Origin of the sequence: Sulfitobacter sp. 1A12056 (assembly GCF_043558125.1) — a bacterium.
Taxonomy (GTDB): domain Bacteria; phylum Pseudomonadota; class Alphaproteobacteria; order Rhodobacterales; family Rhodobacteraceae; genus Sulfitobacter; species Sulfitobacter faviae.
This window is the reverse complement of record NZ_JBIFFY010000004.1, coordinates 75,558-96,032: the sequence shown is the minus strand read 5'-3', so window position 1 is coordinate 96,032 and position 20,475 is coordinate 75,558. Positions and strand designations below refer to the sequence as shown.

At 62.6% G+C, this 20,475-nt stretch carries 19 protein-coding genes; 8 read left to right on the top strand and 11 right to left on the bottom strand.

Going from position 1 to position 20,475, the window contains the following annotated elements; translation table 11 throughout:
- Positions 1–17 precede the first annotated feature (17 nt).
- Positions 18–2,222, top strand: coding sequence for an excinuclease ABC subunit UvrB (uvrB, locus tag ACGYLD_RS10200; protein ID WP_394402422.1), 2,205 nt, complete (start codon positions 18–20; stop codon positions 2,220–2,222).
- A gap of 60 nt (positions 2,223–2,282) precedes the next feature.
- Here uvrB and ACGYLD_RS10195 read toward each other — a convergent pair whose 3' ends face one another.
- Together ACGYLD_RS10195 and ACGYLD_RS10190 are read right to left on the bottom strand one after the other, a co-directional pair.
- Entirely contained in the window at positions 2,283–2,552 is a 270-nt protein-coding gene (locus ACGYLD_RS10195) for a GlsB/YeaQ/YmgE family stress response membrane protein (protein ID WP_209217057.1), read from the bottom strand.
- Positions 2,553–2,784: 232 nt separating this feature from the next.
- Entirely contained in the window at positions 2,785–3,141 is a 357-nt protein-coding gene (locus ACGYLD_RS10190) for a PRC-barrel domain-containing protein (protein ID WP_067268120.1), read from the bottom strand.
- 181 nt (positions 3,142–3,322) lie between these two features.
- On the opposite strand from ACGYLD_RS10190, the gene ACGYLD_RS10185 reads away from it, so the two are divergent.
- Together ACGYLD_RS10185 and ACGYLD_RS10180 are read left to right on the top strand one after the other, a co-directional pair.
- Positions 3,323–3,508, top strand: coding sequence for a PLDc N-terminal domain-containing protein (locus ACGYLD_RS10185; RefSeq protein WP_067268122.1), 186 nt, complete (start codon positions 3,323–3,325; stop codon positions 3,506–3,508).
- Between the two features lie 128 nt (positions 3,509–3,636).
- The gene (locus ACGYLD_RS10180) at positions 3,637–4,308 is read left to right on the top strand and encodes a hypothetical protein (RefSeq protein WP_271692311.1); all 672 of its coding nucleotides are present in this window, start codon (positions 3,637–3,639) and stop codon (positions 4,306–4,308) included.
- Between the two features lie 59 nt (positions 4,309–4,367).
- Here ACGYLD_RS10180 and ACGYLD_RS10175 read toward each other — a convergent pair whose 3' ends face one another.
- The 3 genes from ACGYLD_RS10175 to ACGYLD_RS10165 form a co-directional block, all read right to left on the bottom strand.
- Positions 4,368–6,656: a glycosyl hydrolase family 28-related protein gene (locus ACGYLD_RS10175; protein ID WP_271692312.1), complete on the bottom strand. Its 2,289-nt coding sequence runs from the start codon at positions 6,654–6,656 to the stop codon at positions 4,368–4,370.
- A gap of 148 nt (positions 6,657–6,804) precedes the next feature.
- On the bottom strand, positions 6,805–7,218 hold the full coding sequence (locus ACGYLD_RS10170; RefSeq protein WP_271692313.1) for a DUF4864 domain-containing protein: 414 nt from the start codon (positions 7,216–7,218) through the stop codon (positions 6,805–6,807).
- A gap of 60 nt (positions 7,219–7,278) precedes the next feature.
- Positions 7,279–8,859 (bottom strand): lysine--tRNA ligase, encoded by a 1,581-nt coding sequence (locus tag ACGYLD_RS10165; RefSeq protein WP_394402420.1) that lies wholly within the window; start codon positions 8,857–8,859, stop codon positions 7,279–7,281.
- Between the two features lie 122 nt (positions 8,860–8,981).
- Between ACGYLD_RS10165 and ACGYLD_RS10160 the strand changes: the two genes are divergently transcribed.
- Positions 8,982–9,404 (top strand): tellurite resistance TerB family protein, encoded by a 423-nt coding sequence (locus tag ACGYLD_RS10160; protein WP_067268129.1) that lies wholly within the window; start codon positions 8,982–8,984, stop codon positions 9,402–9,404.
- A gap of 7 nt (positions 9,405–9,411) precedes the next feature.
- On the opposite strand, the gene dacB is transcribed toward ACGYLD_RS10160, so the two are convergent.
- Positions 9,412–11,025, bottom strand: a complete 1,614-nt coding sequence (gene dacB / locus ACGYLD_RS10155) for a D-alanyl-D-alanine carboxypeptidase/D-alanyl-D-alanine-endopeptidase (RefSeq protein ID WP_394402418.1) — start codon at positions 11,023–11,025, stop codon at positions 9,412–9,414.
- A gap of 100 nt (positions 11,026–11,125) precedes the next feature.
- Here dacB and ACGYLD_RS10150 point away from each other — a divergent pair, with 100 nt between their 5' ends.
- Entirely contained in the window at positions 11,126–11,959 is an 834-nt protein-coding gene (locus tag ACGYLD_RS10150; protein ID WP_209217051.1) for a DMT family transporter, read from the top strand.
- Here the strand turns inward: ACGYLD_RS10150 and ACGYLD_RS10145 are convergent.
- From ACGYLD_RS10145 to ACGYLD_RS10135, 3 genes are all read right to left on the bottom strand, one after another.
- Positions 11,951–12,544, bottom strand: a complete 594-nt coding sequence (locus ACGYLD_RS10145) for a nicotinate-nucleotide adenylyltransferase (protein ID WP_276154084.1) — start codon at positions 12,542–12,544, stop codon at positions 11,951–11,953. The two genes, ACGYLD_RS10150 and ACGYLD_RS10145, sit on opposite strands and share 9 nt — an antisense overlap.
- Positions 12,545–12,626: 82 nt before the next feature.
- On the bottom strand, positions 12,627–14,174 hold the full coding sequence (locus tag ACGYLD_RS10140) for a sodium:alanine symporter family protein (protein ID WP_209217050.1): 1,548 nt from the start codon (positions 14,172–14,174) through the stop codon (positions 12,627–12,629).
- Positions 14,175–14,185: 11 nt separating this feature from the next.
- Entirely contained in the window at positions 14,186–14,623 is a 438-nt protein-coding gene (locus tag ACGYLD_RS10135; RefSeq protein WP_168612985.1) for a universal stress protein, read from the bottom strand.
- A 353-nt stretch (positions 14,624–14,976) separates the two neighbouring features.
- Here ACGYLD_RS10135 and ettA point away from each other — a divergent pair, with 353 nt between their 5' ends.
- Positions 14,977–16,632, top strand: coding sequence for an energy-dependent translational throttle protein EttA (gene ettA / locus ACGYLD_RS10130; protein WP_271692318.1), 1,656 nt, complete (start codon positions 14,977–14,979; stop codon positions 16,630–16,632).
- Positions 16,633–16,918: 286 nt separating this feature from the next.
- Here the strand turns inward: ettA and ACGYLD_RS10125 are convergent, their stop codons facing one another.
- A complete protein-coding gene (locus tag ACGYLD_RS10125) occupies positions 16,919–17,896 on the bottom strand; it encodes a response regulator (protein WP_271692320.1) in 978 nt (325 codons plus the stop codon).
- A 374-nt stretch (positions 17,897–18,270) separates the two neighbouring features.
- Between ACGYLD_RS10125 and ACGYLD_RS10120 the strand changes: the two genes are divergently transcribed.
- Positions 18,271–18,477 (top strand): cold-shock protein, encoded by a 207-nt coding sequence (locus ACGYLD_RS10120; RefSeq protein WP_067265226.1) that lies wholly within the window; start codon positions 18,271–18,273, stop codon positions 18,475–18,477.
- 141 nt (positions 18,478–18,618) lie between these two features.
- A complete protein-coding gene (locus ACGYLD_RS10115) occupies positions 18,619–19,170 on the top strand; it encodes a L,D-transpeptidase (RefSeq protein ID WP_067265327.1) in 552 nt (183 codons plus the stop codon).
- A gap of 314 nt (positions 19,171–19,484) precedes the next feature.
- Here the strand turns inward: ACGYLD_RS10115 and ACGYLD_RS10110 are convergent, their stop codons facing one another.
- Positions 19,485–20,465, bottom strand: a complete 981-nt coding sequence (locus ACGYLD_RS10110) for an ABC transporter substrate-binding protein (protein WP_271692321.1) — start codon at positions 20,463–20,465, stop codon at positions 19,485–19,487.
- Positions 20,466–20,475 lie beyond the last annotated feature (10 nt).

Sequence of the window (20,475 nt, the reverse complement as noted above, 5' to 3'; positions counted from 1 at the left end):
GACGAAGGATACCCGCGATGCCCTATGCCCATTCCGACAAGACCGAGGGGATGCCGATGCTGGCAAACCCCGCCCCAGACGTGCGCAACCGCCCCAAACTGGAGGGCGGCCATAAGTTCAAACTGGTCACCGAATTCGACCCGGCGGGCGACCAGCCCACGGCGATTAAGGAACTGACCGAAGGGGTGAACTCGGGCGAGCGCGATCAGGTGCTTCTGGGCGCCACCGGGACGGGCAAGACCTTCACCATGGCCAAGGTCATCGAAGAGACGCAGCGCCCCGCCATCATCCTCGCCCCCAACAAGACGCTGGCGGCGCAGCTTTACGGCGAGTTCAAGGGCTTCTTCCCCGACAACGCGGTGGAATACTTCGTCTCCTACTACGACTACTACCAGCCAGAGGCCTATGTCGCGCGCTCCGACACCTTCATCGAGAAGGAGAGCCAGATCAACGAGCAGATCGACCGGATGCGCCACTCCGCCACCCGCGCGCTTTTGGAGCGTGACGACGTGATCATCGTGGCCTCGGTTTCCTGCATCTACGGCATCGGTAGCGTCGAGACCTATGGCGCGATGACCCAAGACCTGAAAGCGGGCAGCATGTACGACCAGCGCAAAGTCATCGCCGATCTGGTCGCCCAGCAGTACAAGCGCAACGACGCGGCCTTCCAGCGTGGCTCTTTCCGCGTGCGCGGCGACAGCCTAGAGATCTTTCCCGCCCACCTTGATGACCGCGCTTGGCGCCTGTCTTTCTTCGGCGAAGAGTTGGAAAGCATCACCGAATTTGATCCCCTGACCGGCGAGAAGACCGACACTTTCGACCAGATCCGCGTCTACGCCAACAGCCACTACGTGACGCCGAAACCGACGATGCAGCAGGCCATTCAGGGCATCAAAAAAGAGCTGCGCACGCGGCTCGACCAACTGGTCGCCGAGGGCAAACTGCTCGAAGCGCAGCGGCTGGAGCAGCGCACCAATTTCGACATCGAGATGTTGGAAGCCACCGGCGTCTGCAACGGGATCGAGAACTACTCACGCTACCTGACGGGACGCGCCCCGGGTGAGCCGCCCCCCACCCTCTTCGAATTCATCCCCGACAACGCCATCGTCTTTGCCGATGAAAGCCACGTCTCGGTGCCGCAGATCGGCGGCATGTACAAGGGCGACTACCGCCGCAAGTTCACGCTGGCCGAACACGGCTTCCGCCTGCCGTCCTGCATGGACAACCGACCCCTCAAGTTCGAGGAATGGGACGCCATGCGCCCGCAATCGGTCTTTGTCTCCGCCACCCCGGCGGCGTGGGAGATCGAGCAATCGGGCGGTGTCTTCACCGAACAGGTCATCCGCCCCACCGGCCTCTTGGATCCCAAGGTCGAGATCCGGCCCGTGGAAATGCAGGTCGACGACCTCTTGGACGAGGTCCGGAAGGTGGCCGCCGACGGTTACCGCACGCTCTGCACCGTGCTCACGAAGCGGATGGCCGAAGACCTCACCGAATACATGCACGAACAGGGCATCCGCGTGCGCTACATGCACAGCGACATCGACACGATCGAGCGGATCGAGATCCTGCGCGACCTGCGCCTCGGCGCCTTCGACGTGCTGATCGGGATCAACCTGCTGCGCGAGGGGCTCGACATTCCCGAATGCGGGTTGGTTGCCATTCTGGACGCGGACAAGGAAGGCTTCCTGCGCTCGGAAACCTCGCTCATCCAGACCATCGGCCGCGCCGCGCGCAACGCCGAAGGGCGGGTGATCATGTATGCCGACCGCATCACCGGCTCGATGGAGCGCGCAATGGGCGAGACCGAGCGCCGCCGCGCCAAGCAGATCGCCTATAACGAGGAACACGGCATCACCCCCGCCACGGTGAAAAAGAACGTCGAAGACATCCTCGCCGGGCTCTACAAGGGCGACGTGGACATGAACCGCGTCACCGCCAAGGTCGACAAGCCGATGGCGGGCGGCAACCTTCAGGCCGTGCTCGACGGGCTGCGCGCCGATATGCGCAAGGCCGCCGAGAACCTCGAGTTCGAAGAGGCTGCGCGCCTGCGCGACGAGGTCAAACGGCTGGAGGCCGTGGACCTTGCCGTCGCCGATGATCCGATGGCGCGCCAACAGGCAGTCGACCGCGCCGTCGATGCCGCGCAGCAAGCCTCGGGCCGCAGCACCTCAGGCCGCGGCGGCATGCGTGGCGGCAATGTAAAACGCCGTAAACGCTAAAGAAAAAGGGCCACCCTACTCGGGGAGGCCCTTGAACAATTCAGCCCTAAAACGCCACAGCTACCGTCGCAGCGCCGCCACCAAGGCCAACACCAGCGCCGCACCGATTGCAGCGACGACCAGCAGCAACAGCAAGCCCCCCGCGGCCACCACCGTCACGCCCAACGCGGCAAGGATGAAGGGCAGCGCCACGGCGCCGACGACCCCCAGAACAAGGTAAAGAATACGGTTCCGGCCCGCCACGGCCCCGGCAATGGCCCCGGCGGCAAGCCCGACCACCACGAGCGCGATCAGCGCCACCGCGCCAAGCGTATCAAGAAAGGCTTCCATCGAAGGGTTCTCCTAAATCAAATGAAGGGGACGAATGGCACGCCGCATGCCCCAAGGGTCAGCAGCAGGCCGAGGGCAATCATTCGGCGCATCGGGGTTCCTTTCCAATCACGACCAAACCAGCCGCACTCTCATCAGAGCCGATCCGCTGCGCGAAAACAATGGGCTGCGCAGAATATCGCCGCTGCGAAAGGGAGGCGTCATCGCCTCCCTTAACCACTTGGAGCGCCCATCAAATCCAGTAATAAGGCACGCCATAGTGATCGAACGTCCGCTCTTGCCACGCGCGGTCGCTGTGCCACTGCTCGGTCCGTTCCGGCGCGCCTTTGACCGTCGCCTCATCTATGTTGGTCATGAAACCATCGCGAGAGGGGTCATAGTTCAGCGCGTTCCACGGCACCGGGTAATGCTCCTCCCCGAGCCCCAGAAAGCCGCCGAAGCCCATCACGGCATAGGCAACCTTGCCGGATTTCTTGTCGATCATCAGGTGGTCGATATGGCCGATTTCGGTTCCATCTGCGCCGAAAACGGCGGTGCCGTTCACGTTGTCCGAAGAAACCAGCGATGCGGGTGCTGTCGTGTCAGTCATGGCTTGTTCCTTTCATGATTGCTGTACCAACAGAACCCAAGGCGTGCGGCGCCGGTTCCCGCAATACGGGCAGACTGGCGGGGATCGGCTTAGCCCCGGCGCGGCGTGGTCCGGGAACAATTGCGCGCGCCCTTGGGTTGATCACCCAATAGACATGCACGCATTCGAGAGGGATCAAACAATGGAATATGGACTTTTAGGGCTCATCATCCTCATCGCCGACATCTACGCCATCTATCAGGTCGTAACCTCCAGCGCCTCGGGCGCGGCCAAGATCGCATGGGTCTTGGGCATCATCATCCTGCCAGTGCTGGGCTTCATCGTCTGGCTCATCGCAGGCCCCCGCGGCAACAAGGCCCACGTCTGAGCCCACGCCGGGCGACCCTGACATAGCAACTGCGAAACCCGGTGCCCTCGGCGCCGGGTTTTCACCTTCCTCCCGGCAAGCAACGATTTGTTAACCGCCATTAACCAAGATCGCAGCAGGAGCCTGCCATGCGATCTGCCCTTTGCCTTACCCTACTGGCCTGCCAGTTCAGCCCCACCGCCGCCCAAGCCGGGCCGTGGCTGCGTGAGGAGGGCACGACCTTCATCTCAAGCTCCTTCTCGGCGACTTACTTCTACGACCTCTCCCAAAGCACCTATATCGAATACGGGCTGCGCGAGCGGCTCACCCTCGGCTTCGACCTCAACACCGCACAAAGCCGTTTTGGCCTGCGAAGCGGCCATGCCACCGTCTTCCTGCGCTTCCCTTTGGGGGAGCCGAGCGATACGGGTCGCTGGGCTTACGATATCGGCGCCGGAGCAAGCTGGTCGGGGGAGTTCATCTCGCCCCACCTCAGGGCCGGGCTGTCTTGGGGCCGCGGCTTCACCTTGGGCGAACGGAATGGCTGGCTTACCGTCGATGCCTCCGCAAGGTGGGAGTTCGGCTTTTCGCAAGAGGTCATTAAGATCGACAGCACCGTGGGGCTCGACTTCACCCCCGTGACCACCGGAATGGCGCAGGTCTTTCTCACCTACACCGGGGGTGAGACCTATGCCAAATTTGCCCCCTCCATCGTTCTGTCGCCCAGCTTCACCAAATACCGCCTGCAACTGGGCAGCGAAATCCCCTTCGACGCGCCAGAGAATTCGGCCCTCACTCTCAGCCTCTGGCGGGAGTTCTAAGACAAATGGCCCCGCCGATCTCCGGCAGGGCCACTTCACAGCTCAGCGCAGCGCCACGGTTAGCGGTTGTCCATCCGCACCATGACAGAGACCTTGCCCTTCACCGGCGTCGGCCAAACCACATGCAGCTGATCCCGGTCCGGCCCTTCGGCGTGTTTCACATAAGGCATGTCGAACTGCGCCACGTTGTTGCCGTTGCGGATCGCCCCATGGGCCACCACCGCGTCGCTATTGAGCGCTTGCCCCTCGAAAGGCAGATGCCCAGCGGTATCAATCACCCAAGTCTCTGACGGGGTCGACTGGGTGAACTCGATCTCGGCCATATTCTCGACCTGCGTGGTCACCGCATGGAAGGAATTGCCCTTCATCACCACGTTCTTGCATCGCGACAGGTCAAGATCGGCAAAGGTCGTATCCACCCGCTCGGCGCGGTCGATGCTGCCGTTAAGGCTGCGGAACCGGTTGCCGGTGATGGTCACCCCGCTCAGGAAATGCCCCGCACCATGAGGTTTTACCACGATATAGCTGAACCACGGGGCCACCTCCCCGGACAGAAAGATATTGTCGCTGATGCTGAGCGCGCTGAACGAATAGCCCGTGGTGAAGGCCGGGGTCGGGTCCTGCTCATTCGTCCATTCGATAAAGCAATTGTCGACGTAATTCCCGGTCACCACCGCGCTGGTATGGGCCGAAGCAAGGATCAGCCCCGCCGAGCGCACACCGTTATCGACCGCATCCCCCTGAAAGAAGTGATTGCCCGTCACGATGCTGTTGCCCCCCGCCAGCAGTGCGAAGTGGCGGAACTTGGTCGCACGGCAGTCGCGCAGCTTCACGTCGTTGGCGTTGGTGTTAAGCGCGATGGAGGTCCGGTTCGGCACCGTCAGCGCATCCTCCGCCGACAGGAACTGGCAGCGGTCGATCAACATGCCCTGACAGCCCCCGCCGATCGAGGTGACGCCACGGTCTTTCGGGCGGCTGACGAAACAGTCCCGCAGGTGAAAGATCAGCCCCGAGGGCGCGAGGTTGATCGCGCTGCACCGGTTGTTGCACTGGAACTCGATATCATCGAGCACGAACTTCGACAGCGAGGCGAAGCCGCTGAAATCCACTATGTACTGGAACTTGCGGAAGGTGAAACTCTGCGTCCCCTCCGCATCGTAAAGCGGCGCGTTGAGCGTGATCTCCTGCGTGGCGACATTCTTGGACCGCACATAAATCTCGCGCCCCACCCCGGTCCCTTCGACCAGCGCGCCCACCGGCACATTGGCGATATTGGTCACATTGGTTAGCTTGCGCGCGTCCGAGGCCGCGTAGCGCGCCTGCGACGTCACCACCACCGTGTCCCAAGCGCTGCTCGACGCGGCCTCAAGCTGGCCGTTGCGGATCACCCGCCGGGTGGCATAGCTGGTCTTGTCCGGCACCGCCGCCTGCATGTCGAGCGGCCCGGTCACATTCACCTTGCGCCCCCCCATATCGAGCGAGTCGTGATCCGCGTTGTTCAAGAGCGCCTGAAAGGCTTTCAGAAAAGCGGTCTCTTCATTCTCGAAGGCTTCGATATAGCTGGGCAGATCGAAATTGCGGCGCAGCAACAGCACCGCCCCCACCGGCATGGTCACATGGCCCTCGAATTTGACCGGCGTGTCAAAGGTCACATCCCCGTTCAGCAGGTAGTTCCCCGCGGGCACCAGCACCGTGCGCCCCGCCGCCGCGGCATTTGCAGCCTCGAAGGCGGCGGAGTCGTCGCTCACCCCGTTGCCCACCGCACCAAAGTCGCGCACATCGACCTGCGCCAGCATGTCCCGCAAAAAGATCGAGGTGACATCCTCGATCACGATATCATCGATCCGCACCACGCCGCCCGTCGGCCCGGTCAGGTCCAACCCGAAATGCCCATAGACGGCCCCGGTGCCCCAGACCATATCGACCCCGCCGCGGTCGCCGCTGCCGATGATCGCGCTGACCTCGACCACCTCGCCATAGGCCGTCAGCGTGACCGACGGCCCGGCCTCCGTCACGCCGCTCACCCGGCCCCCGCCCGCCTGCGCCGGATAGCCCGCGATCCGCACCGTCGGCAGGTTGCCACTCACCGCCTTCACCCGCGCCGTGACCCGCAGATAGCAGCCCGGCAGCAGCGGGATCTGCCCCATGTAGCGCAGCCGTTGCGTGGCTTGCGTCTTCAGCAGTTCCAACGCCCCGCCAAAGTCCTGATCCGCGGGGACAAAAGCGGCATTTGCCGCGTTCTCATAGGTGTCCGACCCCGGCGTGCCATCGCCGCTCGACCAGACATCCAGCCCCGCCGCAAAGGGGGTGGGCATCAACACCACGCCATCGGTAATCGCCTTGTTCATCGCTTTTCCTTTCCCCGGTCCGCACCTCCCACCGGGGCGCGCCGCTCAACTGCTCAGGCTCGGCGAGGGCCGAACCGCGAGGTCAGGGAAGTATCAACGATGTATTAACCCGCATTTGCCCCGCCGCGCGGGAGCCGCGCAACAATGGTCAGACATTGGCCCCCGGCGCGTCGAGGATTTGCACCGCGCCGATGCGCCAGCCCGCCTCCGTCCGTTCCATCAGATAGCCCAACAGATGCGTGAACCCCTGAGGATCAACCACCTGCACTACCTGATAAAAACGCGCCCCATCCGCGCGCCGGTCAAGGAACCGCACCTCCGCCGGGTTCTGCACCATCGGGTAGCCATTGCTCACCATGCTGCGGAAATTCTCAGGGGTTTGGAAAAAACGCTGCAAATTCGGCGTGGCGAATTCTAATGCGGCGGCGAAATCATCCGCGCGAAAAGCGTCGAACTGGCTGTTGATCGTCTCTTCGATCTCTGCCTGCTGCGCCATCGCGCCAAAGCTCAGGAGGGCTGATAGCACCAGCCCTCCGAAAAACGTGAACATCCCTTTGCGCATTGCCTTTCCCCCTTGCCCTTGCTGAATGATCTAAGTCACGCAAGGGCAGAGGCAAAAGTTTCACGCGCCGGTCAGCTTGCCCGCCAGCGCGTCGTCGATCAGCGCGACGGTCTCTTCCACGCCGTAAAGCGCGATGAAGCCACCAAACCGCGGCCCCTGATCGGCGCCCAGAAGCACCTGGTACAGCGCTTTGAACCAGTCGCGCAGCGGGTCGAAACGCTCCTTGCCGACGGCAAAGACCATGCTCTGCAGCGCCTCGGCATCCAGCCCGCCGTCCCAGACCTTCAGCCGGTCGCGCAGGTCTTCCAGCGCCTCGCGTTCCAACTCGGTGGGCGCGCGGAACACCTTCGTGGGCTTCACGAAGTCGTTGAAATAGCGCACCGCGTGGCCCGCCGCGGCATCCATGCCGGGGTTGGTCTCGGGCGTGGCCTCGGGCGCGTAGCGCTGGATGAAACCCCAAAGCTGCGACTTGTCCTCGGCGCTCGACACGGAGGCGAGGTTCAAGAGCATCGAGAAGGGCACCACCATGTCCGACTTCGGCACATCACCGCCATGGATGTGCCAGACGGGGTTATTCAGCCGCGCCTTCACGTCCTGCGTCTCATAGGCGCGCAGCTGCTGGTGATACTCGTCGACCGCCTTGGGGATCACGTCGAAATACATGCGCTTGGCCGTCTTGGGCTTGAGGAACATGAAATACGACAGGCTTTCGGTGCTGGCATAGGTCAGCCACTGGTCGATCGAGATGCCGTTGCCGGAAGACTTGGAGATCTTCTGCCCGTTCTCGTCGAGGAACAGCTCATAGCTGAAATGCTCGGGCTTCTTCCCGCCGAGGATCTCGCAGATGCGGTCGTAGATCGCGGTGTTGGTGGCGTGTTCCTTGCCATACATCTCGAAATCCACGTCGAGCGCGGCCCAGCGGGCGCCGAAATCGGGCTTCCACTGCAGCTTCACGTTGCCGCCGGTGACCGGCAGGGTCATCTCGTTGCCGTCCTCGTCGTCGAAGGTGATCGTGCCGTCCTTGGCGTTGACCTCCTTCATCGGCACATACATCACGCGGCCCGTTTCGGGGTGGATCGGCAGGAAGATCGAATAGGTCTGCGCGCGCTCTTCGCGCAGCGACTTCAGCATCACCGCCATGATCTCGTCGTACTTCTCGCAGGCGCGCAGCAGCACCTCGTCGAACTGGCCCGAGCGGTAGAATTCGCGCGCGGAATAGAATTCGTACTCGAAGCCGAAGGTATCGAGGAAGCGGCGCAGCATGGCGTTGTTGTGATGGCCAAAGCTCTCATGCGTGCCGAAGGGGTCCGGCACGGAGGTCAGGGGCTTGTGCATATGCTCTTCCAGCATCTCCCGCTGCGGCACGTTGCCCGGCACCTTGCGCATACCGTCGAGGTCGTCCGAGAAACAGACCAGCTTGGTCGGGATGTCGCTGATCTCTTCAAAGGCGCGCTTGATCATCGTGGTGCGCAGCACCTCGCCGAAGGTGCCGATATGCGGCAGGCCCGAGGGGCCATAGCCCGTCTCGAACAGGACGTAACCCTTCTCTGGCGGCTTCTTGGCATAGCGTTTGAGCACCCGGCGCGCTTCTTCAAAGGGCCATGCTTTGCTGCTGAGTGCCGCGTCTCGGGTCTCGGACATGTCAGATCATCCATCTTTTGGCGTCCCTGCGCCCAATGCGCACGGGGTCGCCCGTTCCTATTGCGTCACTCCCTGAGGGTCAATATTCTGCACCGCAACATACCTGTGCAAAGGATACCGCGATGCCCGACACATCTTCCCTCTCGCTCAGCGCCCAAGACAGCCTTGTCGCGCTGATGATCGCGGTCTCGGCCTCGGATGAGGACATCCGCACCGCCGAACTGGTCAAAATCGAATCCGCGCTGAACCTGCTGCCGGTCTTCTCGGGCTATGACAATGATCGCGTCTCGACGATTGGCAAAACGGTCTTTGACCTGTTCGAACAGGAGGATGGGTTGGATGCCCTCTTTGGCCTGATCCGCGAGGCCCTGCCGGAGCGTTTGCATGAAACGGCCTATGCGCTGGCCTGCGACGTGGCCGCCGCCGATGGCACGCTGGACGAGGCCGAGCTGCGGCTGCTCGAAGAAATCCGCTATGAGCTTAACATCGACCGGCTCCACGCCGCCGCGATCGAACGCGGCGCGCGGGCGCGGCACCTGACCTAAGCGCGAGTTAGGACTTTTCCAGCGCGACTTCCGGCTCGGCCCCGACCTCGGCTTCGGCATCAGGGTCGGGCGCCGCTGGCGTCTCTGGCGCGGCTTCGCCCTCCGGCTCGGGCTTCACGGCGACGTTATACAACAGGCCCCACCGCTCCAGCAGCCCACGTTGCACACGTTTGGCCCGCCCGTTCCAGGTGCGCGCCCCCGGCGGACGCTCCCGCTCCGCGCGGCTGATCTTGGCGCGTTCATCGGTATTCGCGGTCAGGATCGCAAAGGCCAGCACCCGATCTTCGGGTGTGGTCAGGAACCCGGCCAGCGCCGAGACAAAGTTCAGCGTGCCGGTCTTCGCGTCGATCTCAATCGGATTATCCCGTTCAGGACGACCCCGATTATCGCGCAGATAGACCGGTTTCAAGATCGGCCGCAGCCCCGTGCCATTGATGCGCGCCAGCCCTCCGGCCATGTCATGCACGGTCATCTTGCTGTCATCGCCAAGGCCCGAGTGGTCGATCATTGCCGGGTTTTCCATGCCCAGCTCCTCAATCGCCCATTTGTTCATCTCGGCGGCAGAGGCGCGCAGGCTGGGCACCGTACCCAACCGTTTGGCGCTGGCGGCCATGCCGACCATCTCTGCCGTCAGATTGGTGGAATATTCCAGCATGTCTTTGAGGATCGGCCGCAGCTCGGCGCTGCGATGGGTGAGGAGGGTCTCACCTTCGGGCAGCGTCTCGATCAGTTCCGCATCGCCCAGTTTGATGCCATGGCTGCGGGCGATGGTGGCAAAGATGTCGCCCGCGTAGACACCGGGCCGCCGGATCGGCAGCCAACGTGCACCGCCCGAACCCAAGGCCCCTTTCGCGACCGTCCAAACATCGCGCTCAGGCCGGTTTTCGTAGGTATAGACCGGCCCGCTACGGTCCACGACCTCCATCGTGGCCACGCGCACGGCAGGCGCATAGCGCGCCGCGCGGCCTTCCATGGTCACGTCATAGCCGTTGCCCGTGCGCTTCCATTCGAAATGCACCCGATTGTAGTTCAGCGCGATGCCTGAGACGCCGGGGTTGTAGCCGACATGGTCGGGTTGTTCGGGGTCAATCGCAAAGGTCGCGGGCAGTGCGCCCTCATAGACCTTGAAACCGCCCTTCACGCCGATGATGCCCGCCTCTTTCAGGTCTTCGGCCATCTGTCCCAGATTGTCACTGTCGAGGGTCGGATCCCCCCCACCGACGAGGATCAGATCGCCCTGCACCTCACCATCGACGACACCGCCGGTCGCCAAAAGGCGCGTCTCGAACACATGATCCGGCCCCAGTTCATCCAGCGCGTAAAGCGCGGTGATCGCCTTGATGCTGCTGGCGGGCGGGATGCCATCGGTGGCGTTGGACGCCTCCAGCCAGATGCCGGTGTCTACGTCGACCACGGCAAAGGCCACCGTGCCGGTGATCCCGCTGTCGGCGATGATCTCGGACACATTGGGAATGGCCTGTTTATACAGGTCGGCATCGCGCCCCACGGGGCGCAACGAAGTGGTCGGCGGCTCGGCCCAAGCAGAGGCCGCCGCCAGCGCAGCGGCAGCCGTCCCAAGGAAAATGCGGCGTGTGAAACGTCGTGAAAAACTCTGGCTCATGGGCTTGATATAAACCCCAAGCGGCGTTCGGCCACAACCGGTCTGACAAGGGTGGAGCTTTCGCGGTTGCACAAAACCGCCGACCTGCTAACCCAACGTCATGCAACGCGCTATTCCGATCATGTTCATCGCCATGTCACTGATCCCCGCAGGGGACAGCGCGGGTAAAATCCTGACCTCTGGCATGGGGGTCGCGCCGGTCTTCGTGGCATGGTCGCGCTTTGCCATCGGGGCGCTGATGGTGCTGCCGTTCCTGCCCCGTGGCACATGGGGGCTGATGCGCGATTGGCGGCTCTGGCTGCGGGCGGGCACCTTGGCCTTGGGGATCACCTGCATTCAAACCGCGCTCAGGACCGAGGCGATTGCCAATGTCTTCGCCGCCTTCTTTATCGGGCCGATGATCAGCTACCTGCTGGCCGCGATCTTTCTGCGCGAACGCATTAGCCTGCTGCGCAGCGCGTTGATCCTCATGGGCTTTTGCGGCGTGCTGCTGGTGGTGCGTCCGGGACTGGGCGGCGGCACCGGCGGGCCGGGGCTGCTTTTTGCCGTGGCGGCGGGGCTGTTCTACGGCGTCTTTCTCACCATGTCGCGCTGGCTGTCTGACCTCGCCCCGCCCCTTGCGCTGACTTTCACCCAACTGGCGATGAGCGCGGTGATGCTGCTGCCTCTGGGTCTGATGAACCTACCCGCAGCCACCCTGCCCGTCGCGGGGCTGGCTACCGCGAGCGCGCTGTTTTCGATGCTGGGCAATCTGCTGCTGCTCTATGCCTACCGCCGGGCGCCTGCCACGCGGCTGGCGCCGCTGGTCTATTTCCAACTGATCGCGGCGGTGCTGCTGGGATTGTTTCTGTTCAGTACCCTGCCCGATGCACTGACTTGGGCGGGGCTTGCTGTGATCATCACGGCGGGCATCACCTCGGCCCGGCTACGCTGAGCGCCAGCCCCCCGCCGCGCGCAATGCGGTCGAAGAGACATCGACCATCGGCACATTGACGAAACACCACGCCGGCGCCGTGGCGCGGCCCAGCAACTGGCTGTTCCGCCCCGCGATCCGGTAGGGCGCATAAAGCGCCGCCGCCCTGCTCATCCGGGCCGATATACGCTGCCCGGGGCGCGCAAGCACGCCCACCGGCACCGTCTCCATGATCTGCTGCCAGTCTTGCCAGAGGTGAAACTGCGCAAGATTGTCCGCCCCCATCAACCAGACGAACCGCACACCAGGATAATGCCGCCGCAGCGCGGCCAGCGTCTCAGCCGTGTAACGGGTGCCCAACTGTGCTTCGATCCCCGTAATCTCGACCCGCGGGTGATCCATCACCGCCCGCGCCCGCGCCATCCGCTGCGCCATGGGGGCCGGGCCATGCTCTTTCAACGGATTGCCGGGGCTCAGCAGCCACCAGACCCGATCCAGCCCAAAGCGTTTCAATGCCTCGCGGGTGATATGCGCATGCCCCTCATGCGCCGGGTCAAAAGACCCGCCCAACAGGCCGACGACCTGCCCTTTGGTGGCGAATGGCATGGTATTGCGCAAGAAAATGGCCCCCGATCCGAAATCAGGGGCCAAAGGAGGGGCATTGCAGCCCTTTGTCAATGCGAAGCCCTTACTTGTGCTTCACAATCTCGCCCGAGCGCAGCCGCGCGACATAGCTGTTCAACTCACGCTTCACGATCGGCATCAGGAAATAGAGCGCGATGATGTTCACGATCGCCATGGAGAAGAGCATCGCATCGCTGAAGTCGATCACCGGCCCAAGGCTCGCCGCCGCCCCGATCACGATGAAGAGGCAGAAGATCACCTTGAAGGTCAGCTCCTTCGCCGCCCCCTCGCCAAAGAGATAGGTCCATGCCTTGAGCCCGTAGTAGGACCAGCTGATCATGGTCGAGAAGGCAAAGAGCACCACCGCCACCATCAAGAGCACCGGGAACCACGAGAAGGCCCGCGCATAGGCCGCCGAGGTCAGCGCCACGCCGCTCACGTCGCCCTCGGTCGCGATCCGGCCCGCCTCGGCGTTCCAGATGTAGAGACCGGTTTCAGGGTCTTGGTTGAGCACGCCGCTGATCACGATGACCAGCGCGGTCATGGTGCAGATCACCACCGTGTCGATGAAGGGCTCCAAAAGCGCGACATAGCCTTCGGTCACCGGCTCCTTGGTGCGCACCGCAGAGTGGGCGATGGCCGCCGAACCGATGCCCGCTTCGTTGGAGAAGGCCGCGCGGCGGAAGCCTTGGATCAACGCGCCGGTAAACCCGCCGACCACGCCAAGGCCGGTAAAGGCGCCCATGAAGATCTGGCCAAAGGCCCAGCCGATCATATCCCAGTTAATGATCAGGATCAGGATCGAGACCAGCACATAGAAGATGCCCATGAAAGGCACGATCTTTTCAGTCACCCGCGCGATGGATTTCAGACCGCCCGCGATCACCGCAAAGGTCACGCCCGCAAGGACAACCCCGGTGATCCAGCCCGGATAGTCCCCCAAGACACCGGCAAGCTGCGCATGGGCTTGGTTGGCTTGGAACATATTGCCGCCGCCAAGCGCGCCGAGGATGGTGAAGATCGAAAAGAGCACCGCCATGAAGCCACCCAGCGGCAGGCCCCGCTCGGAGAAGCCCTTGACGATGTAATACATCGGCCCGCCCGAGACATGGCCGTCGGGGAATTCATTGCGGTATTTCACCCCGAGCGTACATTCGGTGAACTTGGTCGCCATGCCGAACAGGCCCGCGATCACCATCCAGAAGGTCGCCCCCGGCCCGCCGATGCTGACCGCCACCGCGACGCCCGCGATGTTGCCCAGACCCACGGTGCCCGACAGCGCCGTCGCCAGCGCCTGAAAGTGGCTCACCTCGCCCGCGTCGTCGGGATCGGAGTAATCCCCCTTCACAAGTTGGATCGAATGCCAGAACCCTTTGAGCTGGATGGCCCCGAAATAGACGGTGAAGACCACGGCCCCCACGACCAGCCACAGCGCGATCCAAGAGAAATTCGTCCCCGGCAGCGGGGCAAAGATGAATGACACATACCAGCCGGTGTAATCGGCAAAGATCTGGTTGATACGTTGGTCGATGCCTGCAGCCTCTTGCGCGGCGGCAAGGCCCGGCAGCAATGACGCAAAGGCCGCCATCGCAAAGGTCAGTAACTTGTTCATGGCGTTTCCTTTCAGGGAATGATCGTGACCGGCACGCTGGAGCCCGCGACCAACCGGCCCGTCACCCCACCAAAGAGCCGCTTGAGGCCCCGCTCACCAACCCGCCCGACGACGATCTGAACCGCGCCGCGCTTCTTGGCCACCGCTTCGAGGATATCGGCCACATCGCCATGCCGCACGATTCCCTCGACCTCGACACCGGCGGCCTTGGCCTCGGCCACGGCAGGGTCGAGCACCACGTCATGGGCGCGCTGCAACTCCTGCTCGCGCCGTTTGTGGCGCTGCTCGTTCTCTTCCTTGGTCTGAAAGGTGAAAGGCGACCATTCGATCACAAAGCAAACGGTGATCGAACAATCCCCGATCTGTTTGGCCTGTGACTGGGCAAACGCCAAGGCTCGCGCGCCGGCCTCCGACCCGTCCAGACCCACAACGATGGTGGATTTTGTCATGAGTATTTCCCTGTTGTTGCGCTGAAACCGGCGCACCGCGAACGGCGAGAACCGCCTTCAACCTCCCTACTCTGCGGTAGGCGGTTTTTACCGTCCAACCGCAGATTGAATAAATTCTAGCGCGAAAACGGCCGAAAAGTCGACCGAATTTCACTGATCGACTGCGCGGATCGCCTGCCAAACCCTTGCAAAACCGCCCAATAGCCTGCCCAGCCATGCCGCCTGCGCGCGCCACAGGCGCGCCGCGCAAAGCGCCGCCGGGCAAGGTGCCTGCGCGGTACAGAGTGTTTGATATTGCGCCGTCCGGGCGATATTGCACTGCAAACCCCAAAACGCGTTGCAAGGATTCTCCAATGGCCGCCTATCAATACGTCTATCACATGTCCGGCGTCTCCAAGACCTATCCCGGGGGCAAGAAGACATTCGAAAACATCCACCTGAACTTCCTCCCCGGCGTGAAGATCGGTGTCGTCGGCGTCAACGGCGCGGGTAAATCCACCCTGCTCAAGATCATGGCCGGGCTCGACAAGGATTTCTCGGGCGAGGCATGGGCCGCCGAGGGCGCGAAAGTCGGCTACCTGCCGCAGGAGCCGAAACTCGACCCCGAAAAGACCGTGCGCGAGAACGTCATGGAAGGCGTGGCCGAGAAGAAGGCGATCCTAGACCGCTACAACGATTTGGCGATGAACTACTCGGATGAGACCGCTGAGGAGATGGCCAAGCTGCAAGACGACATCGACGCGCAGAACCTGTGGGACCTCGACAGCCAGATCGACGTCTCGATGGAAGCGCTGCGCTGCCCGCCGGACGACGCGATGCCGGAAAACCTCTCGGGCGGTGAGGCGCGCCGCGTGGCGCTCTGCAAACTGCTGCTCGAAGCGCCCGACATGCTGCTGCTCGATGAACCGACCAACCACCTCGACGCCGAGACCATCGCCTGGCTGCAGCAGCACCTGATCGACTACAAGGGCACCATCCTCTGCGTCACCCACGACCGTTACTTCCTTGACGACATCACCGGCTGGATTCTCGAGCTCGACCGTGGCCGCGGTATTCCCTACGAGGGCAACTACTCAGACTGGCTGGAGCAGAAGGCCAAGCGGCTGGCGCAGGAAGCACGCGAGGATAAGTCCAAGCAAAAGACGCTGGAGCGCGAACTCGAATGGATGCGCCAAGGCGCCAAGGCCCGTCAGGCGAAGTCCAAAGCCCGGATCGCGGCCTATAACGAGATGGCAGAACAATCTGAGCGCGAAAAGCTTTCCCGCGCACAGATCGTCATCCCCAACGGTCCGCGCCTCGGCAACAAGGTGATCGAGGTCGAAGGTCTGAAGAAGCACATGGGCGACAAGCAGTTGATCGACGGGCTCGACTTCTCGCTGCCGCCGGGTGGCATCGTTGGCGTGATCGGCCCCAACGGCGCGGGTAAATCGACGCTCTTCAAGATGCTGACCGGGCACGAGAAACCCGACGAGGGCACCATCGAATACGGCGACACGGTTGAGTTGTCCTACGTCGACCAGAGCCGCGACGACCTGAACCCCGAGGACACCGTCTGGCAGGCGATCTCGGGCGGGGCGGAGCTGATTAAGCTCGGCGACGCCGAGGTGAACTCCCGCGCCTATTGCTCGTCCTTCAACTTCAAGGGTGGCGACCAGCAGAAGAAAGTGGGCCTCCTGTCGGGCGGTGAGCGCAACCGCGTGCACATGGCGCGGCTGCTGAAAGAGGGCGGCAACGTGCTGCTGCTCGACGAGCCCACCAACGATCTGGACGTCGAAACCCTCCGCGCGCTCGAAGACGCGTTGGTGGATTTCGCGGGCTGCGCCGTGGTCATCTCGCACGACCGTTTCTTCCTCGACCGGATCTGTACGCATATTCTGGCGTTTGAGGGCGAGGCGCATGTGGAATGGTTCGAAGGCAACTTCGAAGACTACGAGGAAGACAAGAAGCGCCGTCTGGGTGCCGATGCGCTGGAGCCGAAGCGCCTGAAGCACAAGAAGTTCGCGCGGTAAGCCTTGCGACTTAGCGATTTGGAGGGCGTCGGATTTCCGGCGCCCTTTTTCGTGCGCTCCATTGCCACTGGGCCGCCCGGTGGCACACCGGGCATCGCCCTCCCTCCCCCCGGAGGGCGATTTTGCAACGCTGCAACAGCTTGCCAGACCTCCACATCTTGCAGCGCCCCGCCAAACAGCGCGGTAGCGGATCGCCCCCAGGGAGGGCGACGCCCTTACCGCTTACCTTCAACGCAAAAACCCGCCCGCATTGCGGACGGGTCTATCCCTTTAAAGGCTCCTGCCCTCAGCGTTCGTCGTCGATCGCCGTCTCCAGCTGGGCAAAGAGGTTATCCTCATCATGCCGCACCAAACCATGCAGCGGATCCCAGCTTTGCAGATATTCGCGCAGCTTATTGCTGGCCGACAGACCCGACCAGAGGCGCTGTTCGGTCACCGAATGCACCTGCAAGGACGGGGCCAGCCCGCCATTCATGCCCTTGCCGTCCCAGTTCTTCTCCAGATGCTCGCGCATCCGTTCGGCCATAGTGGCCGTGTTCAACCGCGCGCGGCTCATCACCACGCCGATGAAACGCCCGCTGCCCGCATAGGCCAGATGAAAACGCATACCCTCCAGCGAATGTACTGAAGCGCGGGCCACCTGCTCCATCTGGCGGCGGAAGGCCGGCGCCTTGACCGCGCGATAGATGCCGCGCGCCCCCTCGACCGAGATCGAAAACAGGCTCATCGAGAAACAGCCGCTCGGCAGGCGCAGCAGGTAGTTCTCAAGCGCAGAGACATTGCTACAGGCCGACACATCGAGGTCGAAATCCTCGTCAAAGCGGATCTGCATCATCTGCGTTAACTCGGTCAGCGTATGCTGCGCCTCGCGTTCGCGCAGCAGAGACGCGTTGAGCATGCTGGCGGCGTTGATCCGTGCGCTGAGTTCGACACCATCCAACGGTTTGCAAAGGAAATCCGTGGCACCCGCGTCAAAGGCCCGCTGCATCATCGCAGGCTCTTTGCTAGCCGTGATCATGATGATCGGCACGGCGCGGTAAAAGGGCACATCGCGGATCATCTCACACAGGCTGATCCCGTTGATGCCCGGCATCATGATATCAAGCAGGAAGGAATCGAAGGGCCGGTTCGACTCCTGCATGATCTCCAGCGCTTCTTCCGAGCTTTCGCAGCAGGTCAGCTCGTAATTGTCATTCTCGGTCAGGCAACCTGTGAGCAGATCAAGGATGACCGGGTCATCGTCTACGGCAAGGATACGCATCATGTCTCGTTACTCCACATGGGGGGCGCTGGCAGGCGCACTTGGGGCTTTCTGGCAAAAAACCACCTACGCCGGGCAGTAATGAGACCGGTTTGCGGCAAACTCGGGACGGTGCAATTTGGCGTGTTTACCGCAAAATATGGGGATCGCGAAACTTCGTGGCGGGAATTTGCCGAAATTCGCGCTGCTGAACCCGCCGAAACCCGCCAAGATGCGATGCCCCTTGAACGAATCCCCCCCGAGTGCAATATAGACGGTGCAGACGTTATCTTTTTCGACCCACTGTCTCCCTCATACGGCGCTCAGTCTATCGATCCAGACCAACCACGCCGGGCCATCGCACCAACGCGGATGGCATCAATATGGAGACTACGGATATGGCCACTGGCACCGTAAAATGGTTCAACACAACTAAAGGCTTCGGCTTCATCGCACCCGACGGCGGCAGCAAAGACGTTTTCGTGCACATTTCCGCTGTTGAGCGCGCTGGCCTGACCGGCCTGGCCGACAACCAGAAAGTGACCTTCGACATCGAAGCTGGCCGTGACGGCCGTGAATCCGCGACCAACCTCGCGCTGGCCTAAGGCCCGGGGGCTTCGGTCCTGATGCAAGAATTCGAACCGACCTGCTGACACCGGCAGGTCGGTTTTTTTATGTCCAGCCTTGCTAAAATAGCCTCCCATGGCAAAATGCGGGCGAAACGCATTATTTTGATGGAGCCTGCCATGCGCCGCCGTACCTTTTTGACCAGCACCGTGGCCGCAGCCGCCCTTCCCCTGATGGCGCAGGCGCGCACCGCCGCCTATGACCCCGCCCCGCAGATGGTCCCGGTCAAGGCGCAATATGCGCCCGGCCAATTGCTGATCCTGCCGCGGAGTCATTACCTCTATTTCGTGACGTCGCCGGGCCAAGCGATGCGCTATGGCGTGGGCGTCGGCAAAGCGGGGCTGGAGTTCACCGGCACCGCGACCATCGACGTGAAAAAGGAATGGCCCACATGGCGGCCAACCAATGAGATGATCGAACGCGACCCGCAGGCTTACAAACGTTTCATCGGCAACACCGACGCCCAGCCCGGCGGCCCCGGCAACCCCTTGGGCGCGCGGGCGCTCTACCTGTTCCAAAACGGGCGGGACACCTATTTCCGCATTCACGGCACCACGCAGCCGAACTCCATCGGGCGGTCCGTGTCGAACGGTTGTATCCGGATGCTGAACGAGCATGTGATCGACCTGTACCAGCGGGTGCCGATTGGGACGAAGGTTACGGTGCTCTAAGGCCAGCCAAGAGGAGAACAAGGGCGGAGCCTTGCGCTGGCCTTTACCGCCCACATCGGCTCCGGCTCCAAGGGCCATCGCCTGCCCGTGGGGAGGCGATCACAACAGCAGGCAATGCCACTTTATGGCGCAGATTTGATGTGCGGCGGAAAGCGCAGAGTAACTCTCGCCAAATCGCCTACCCGCCGGGACGGGCAGGCGATGGCCCGGCGCCTGCGGCTTGATTCCGGGCCCTGAGACCACTTGGGAACGTCGCACAAACGAAAAAGGGCCAGCGCAGCGCCGGCCCCTCCCCTCATCATAGACGCCAAAGCTTACTGAAGCGCCTTATCCGTCACATCATGCGTCCAAGCGCCCTCGGGCTCCTTGGTGATCATGCCACCTTCCATGGTGATCGCCGCACTGCGATCAAAGGCCGCCTCGTCCAGCCGCCCGTCGCTGCCCTCGGTCAGCTTGGCGATCTCGCCCATCATGCGGGTCTGGTGCTTTTCGGTCTGCGCGCCGGTCTGGTCATTTTCCAGCACGATGTCGGCGGCTTCCTCGACATTCTCCTCGGCGTATTTCCAGCCTTTCATGGAGGCCCGGACGAAGCGCGCCAGTTTGTCGACCATCTCGGGGTCTTCGAGGTTCTCTTCGGTGGTATAAAGACCGTCCTCCAGCGTGGAGATGCCCTCGTCCTCATATTTGAAAACCACCAGATCCTCGGGCGTCAGCCCTGCGTCGATTACCTGCCAATATTCGTTGTAGGTCATGGTGGTGGCGCATTCGACCTGCTTTTGCAGCAGGGGATCGACGTTGAAGTTGATCTTCTGGATCGTCACGCCGCCCTCGGAGCCATCGGTCGGATAGCCCAACTTGCCCATCCAGCTCATCAGCGGAATTTCATTGCCAAAGAACCAAGTGCCCAGCGTGTTGCCGGGGAAGTCCTCGGGGCTTTCGATGCCATGTTCCTTGAGGCAGGTCAGCATCAAGCCCGACTTCGCGAAAGGCTGTGCGATGTTCACGATCGGCGCGCCCTTCTCCCGCGCGGCCAGCGCCGAGGGCAGCCAGTCCACCATCACGTCGGCCCCGCCGCCCAAGAGCACCTGCACCGGCGCGATGTCCGGGCCGCCGGGCTTGATCGTGACATCCAGCCCCTCTTCTTCGTAGAACCCCTTGTCCTTGGCCACATAGTAGCCCGCGAACTGGGCCTGCGTGACCCATTTGAGCTGTAGCGTCAGGTCGTCGGCGGCCTGCGCCACGCCCCCCCAGAGGCCCAAGGCGGCCCCGGCGGCGATCTTCGTGATGGTTTTCATTTTTATCTCC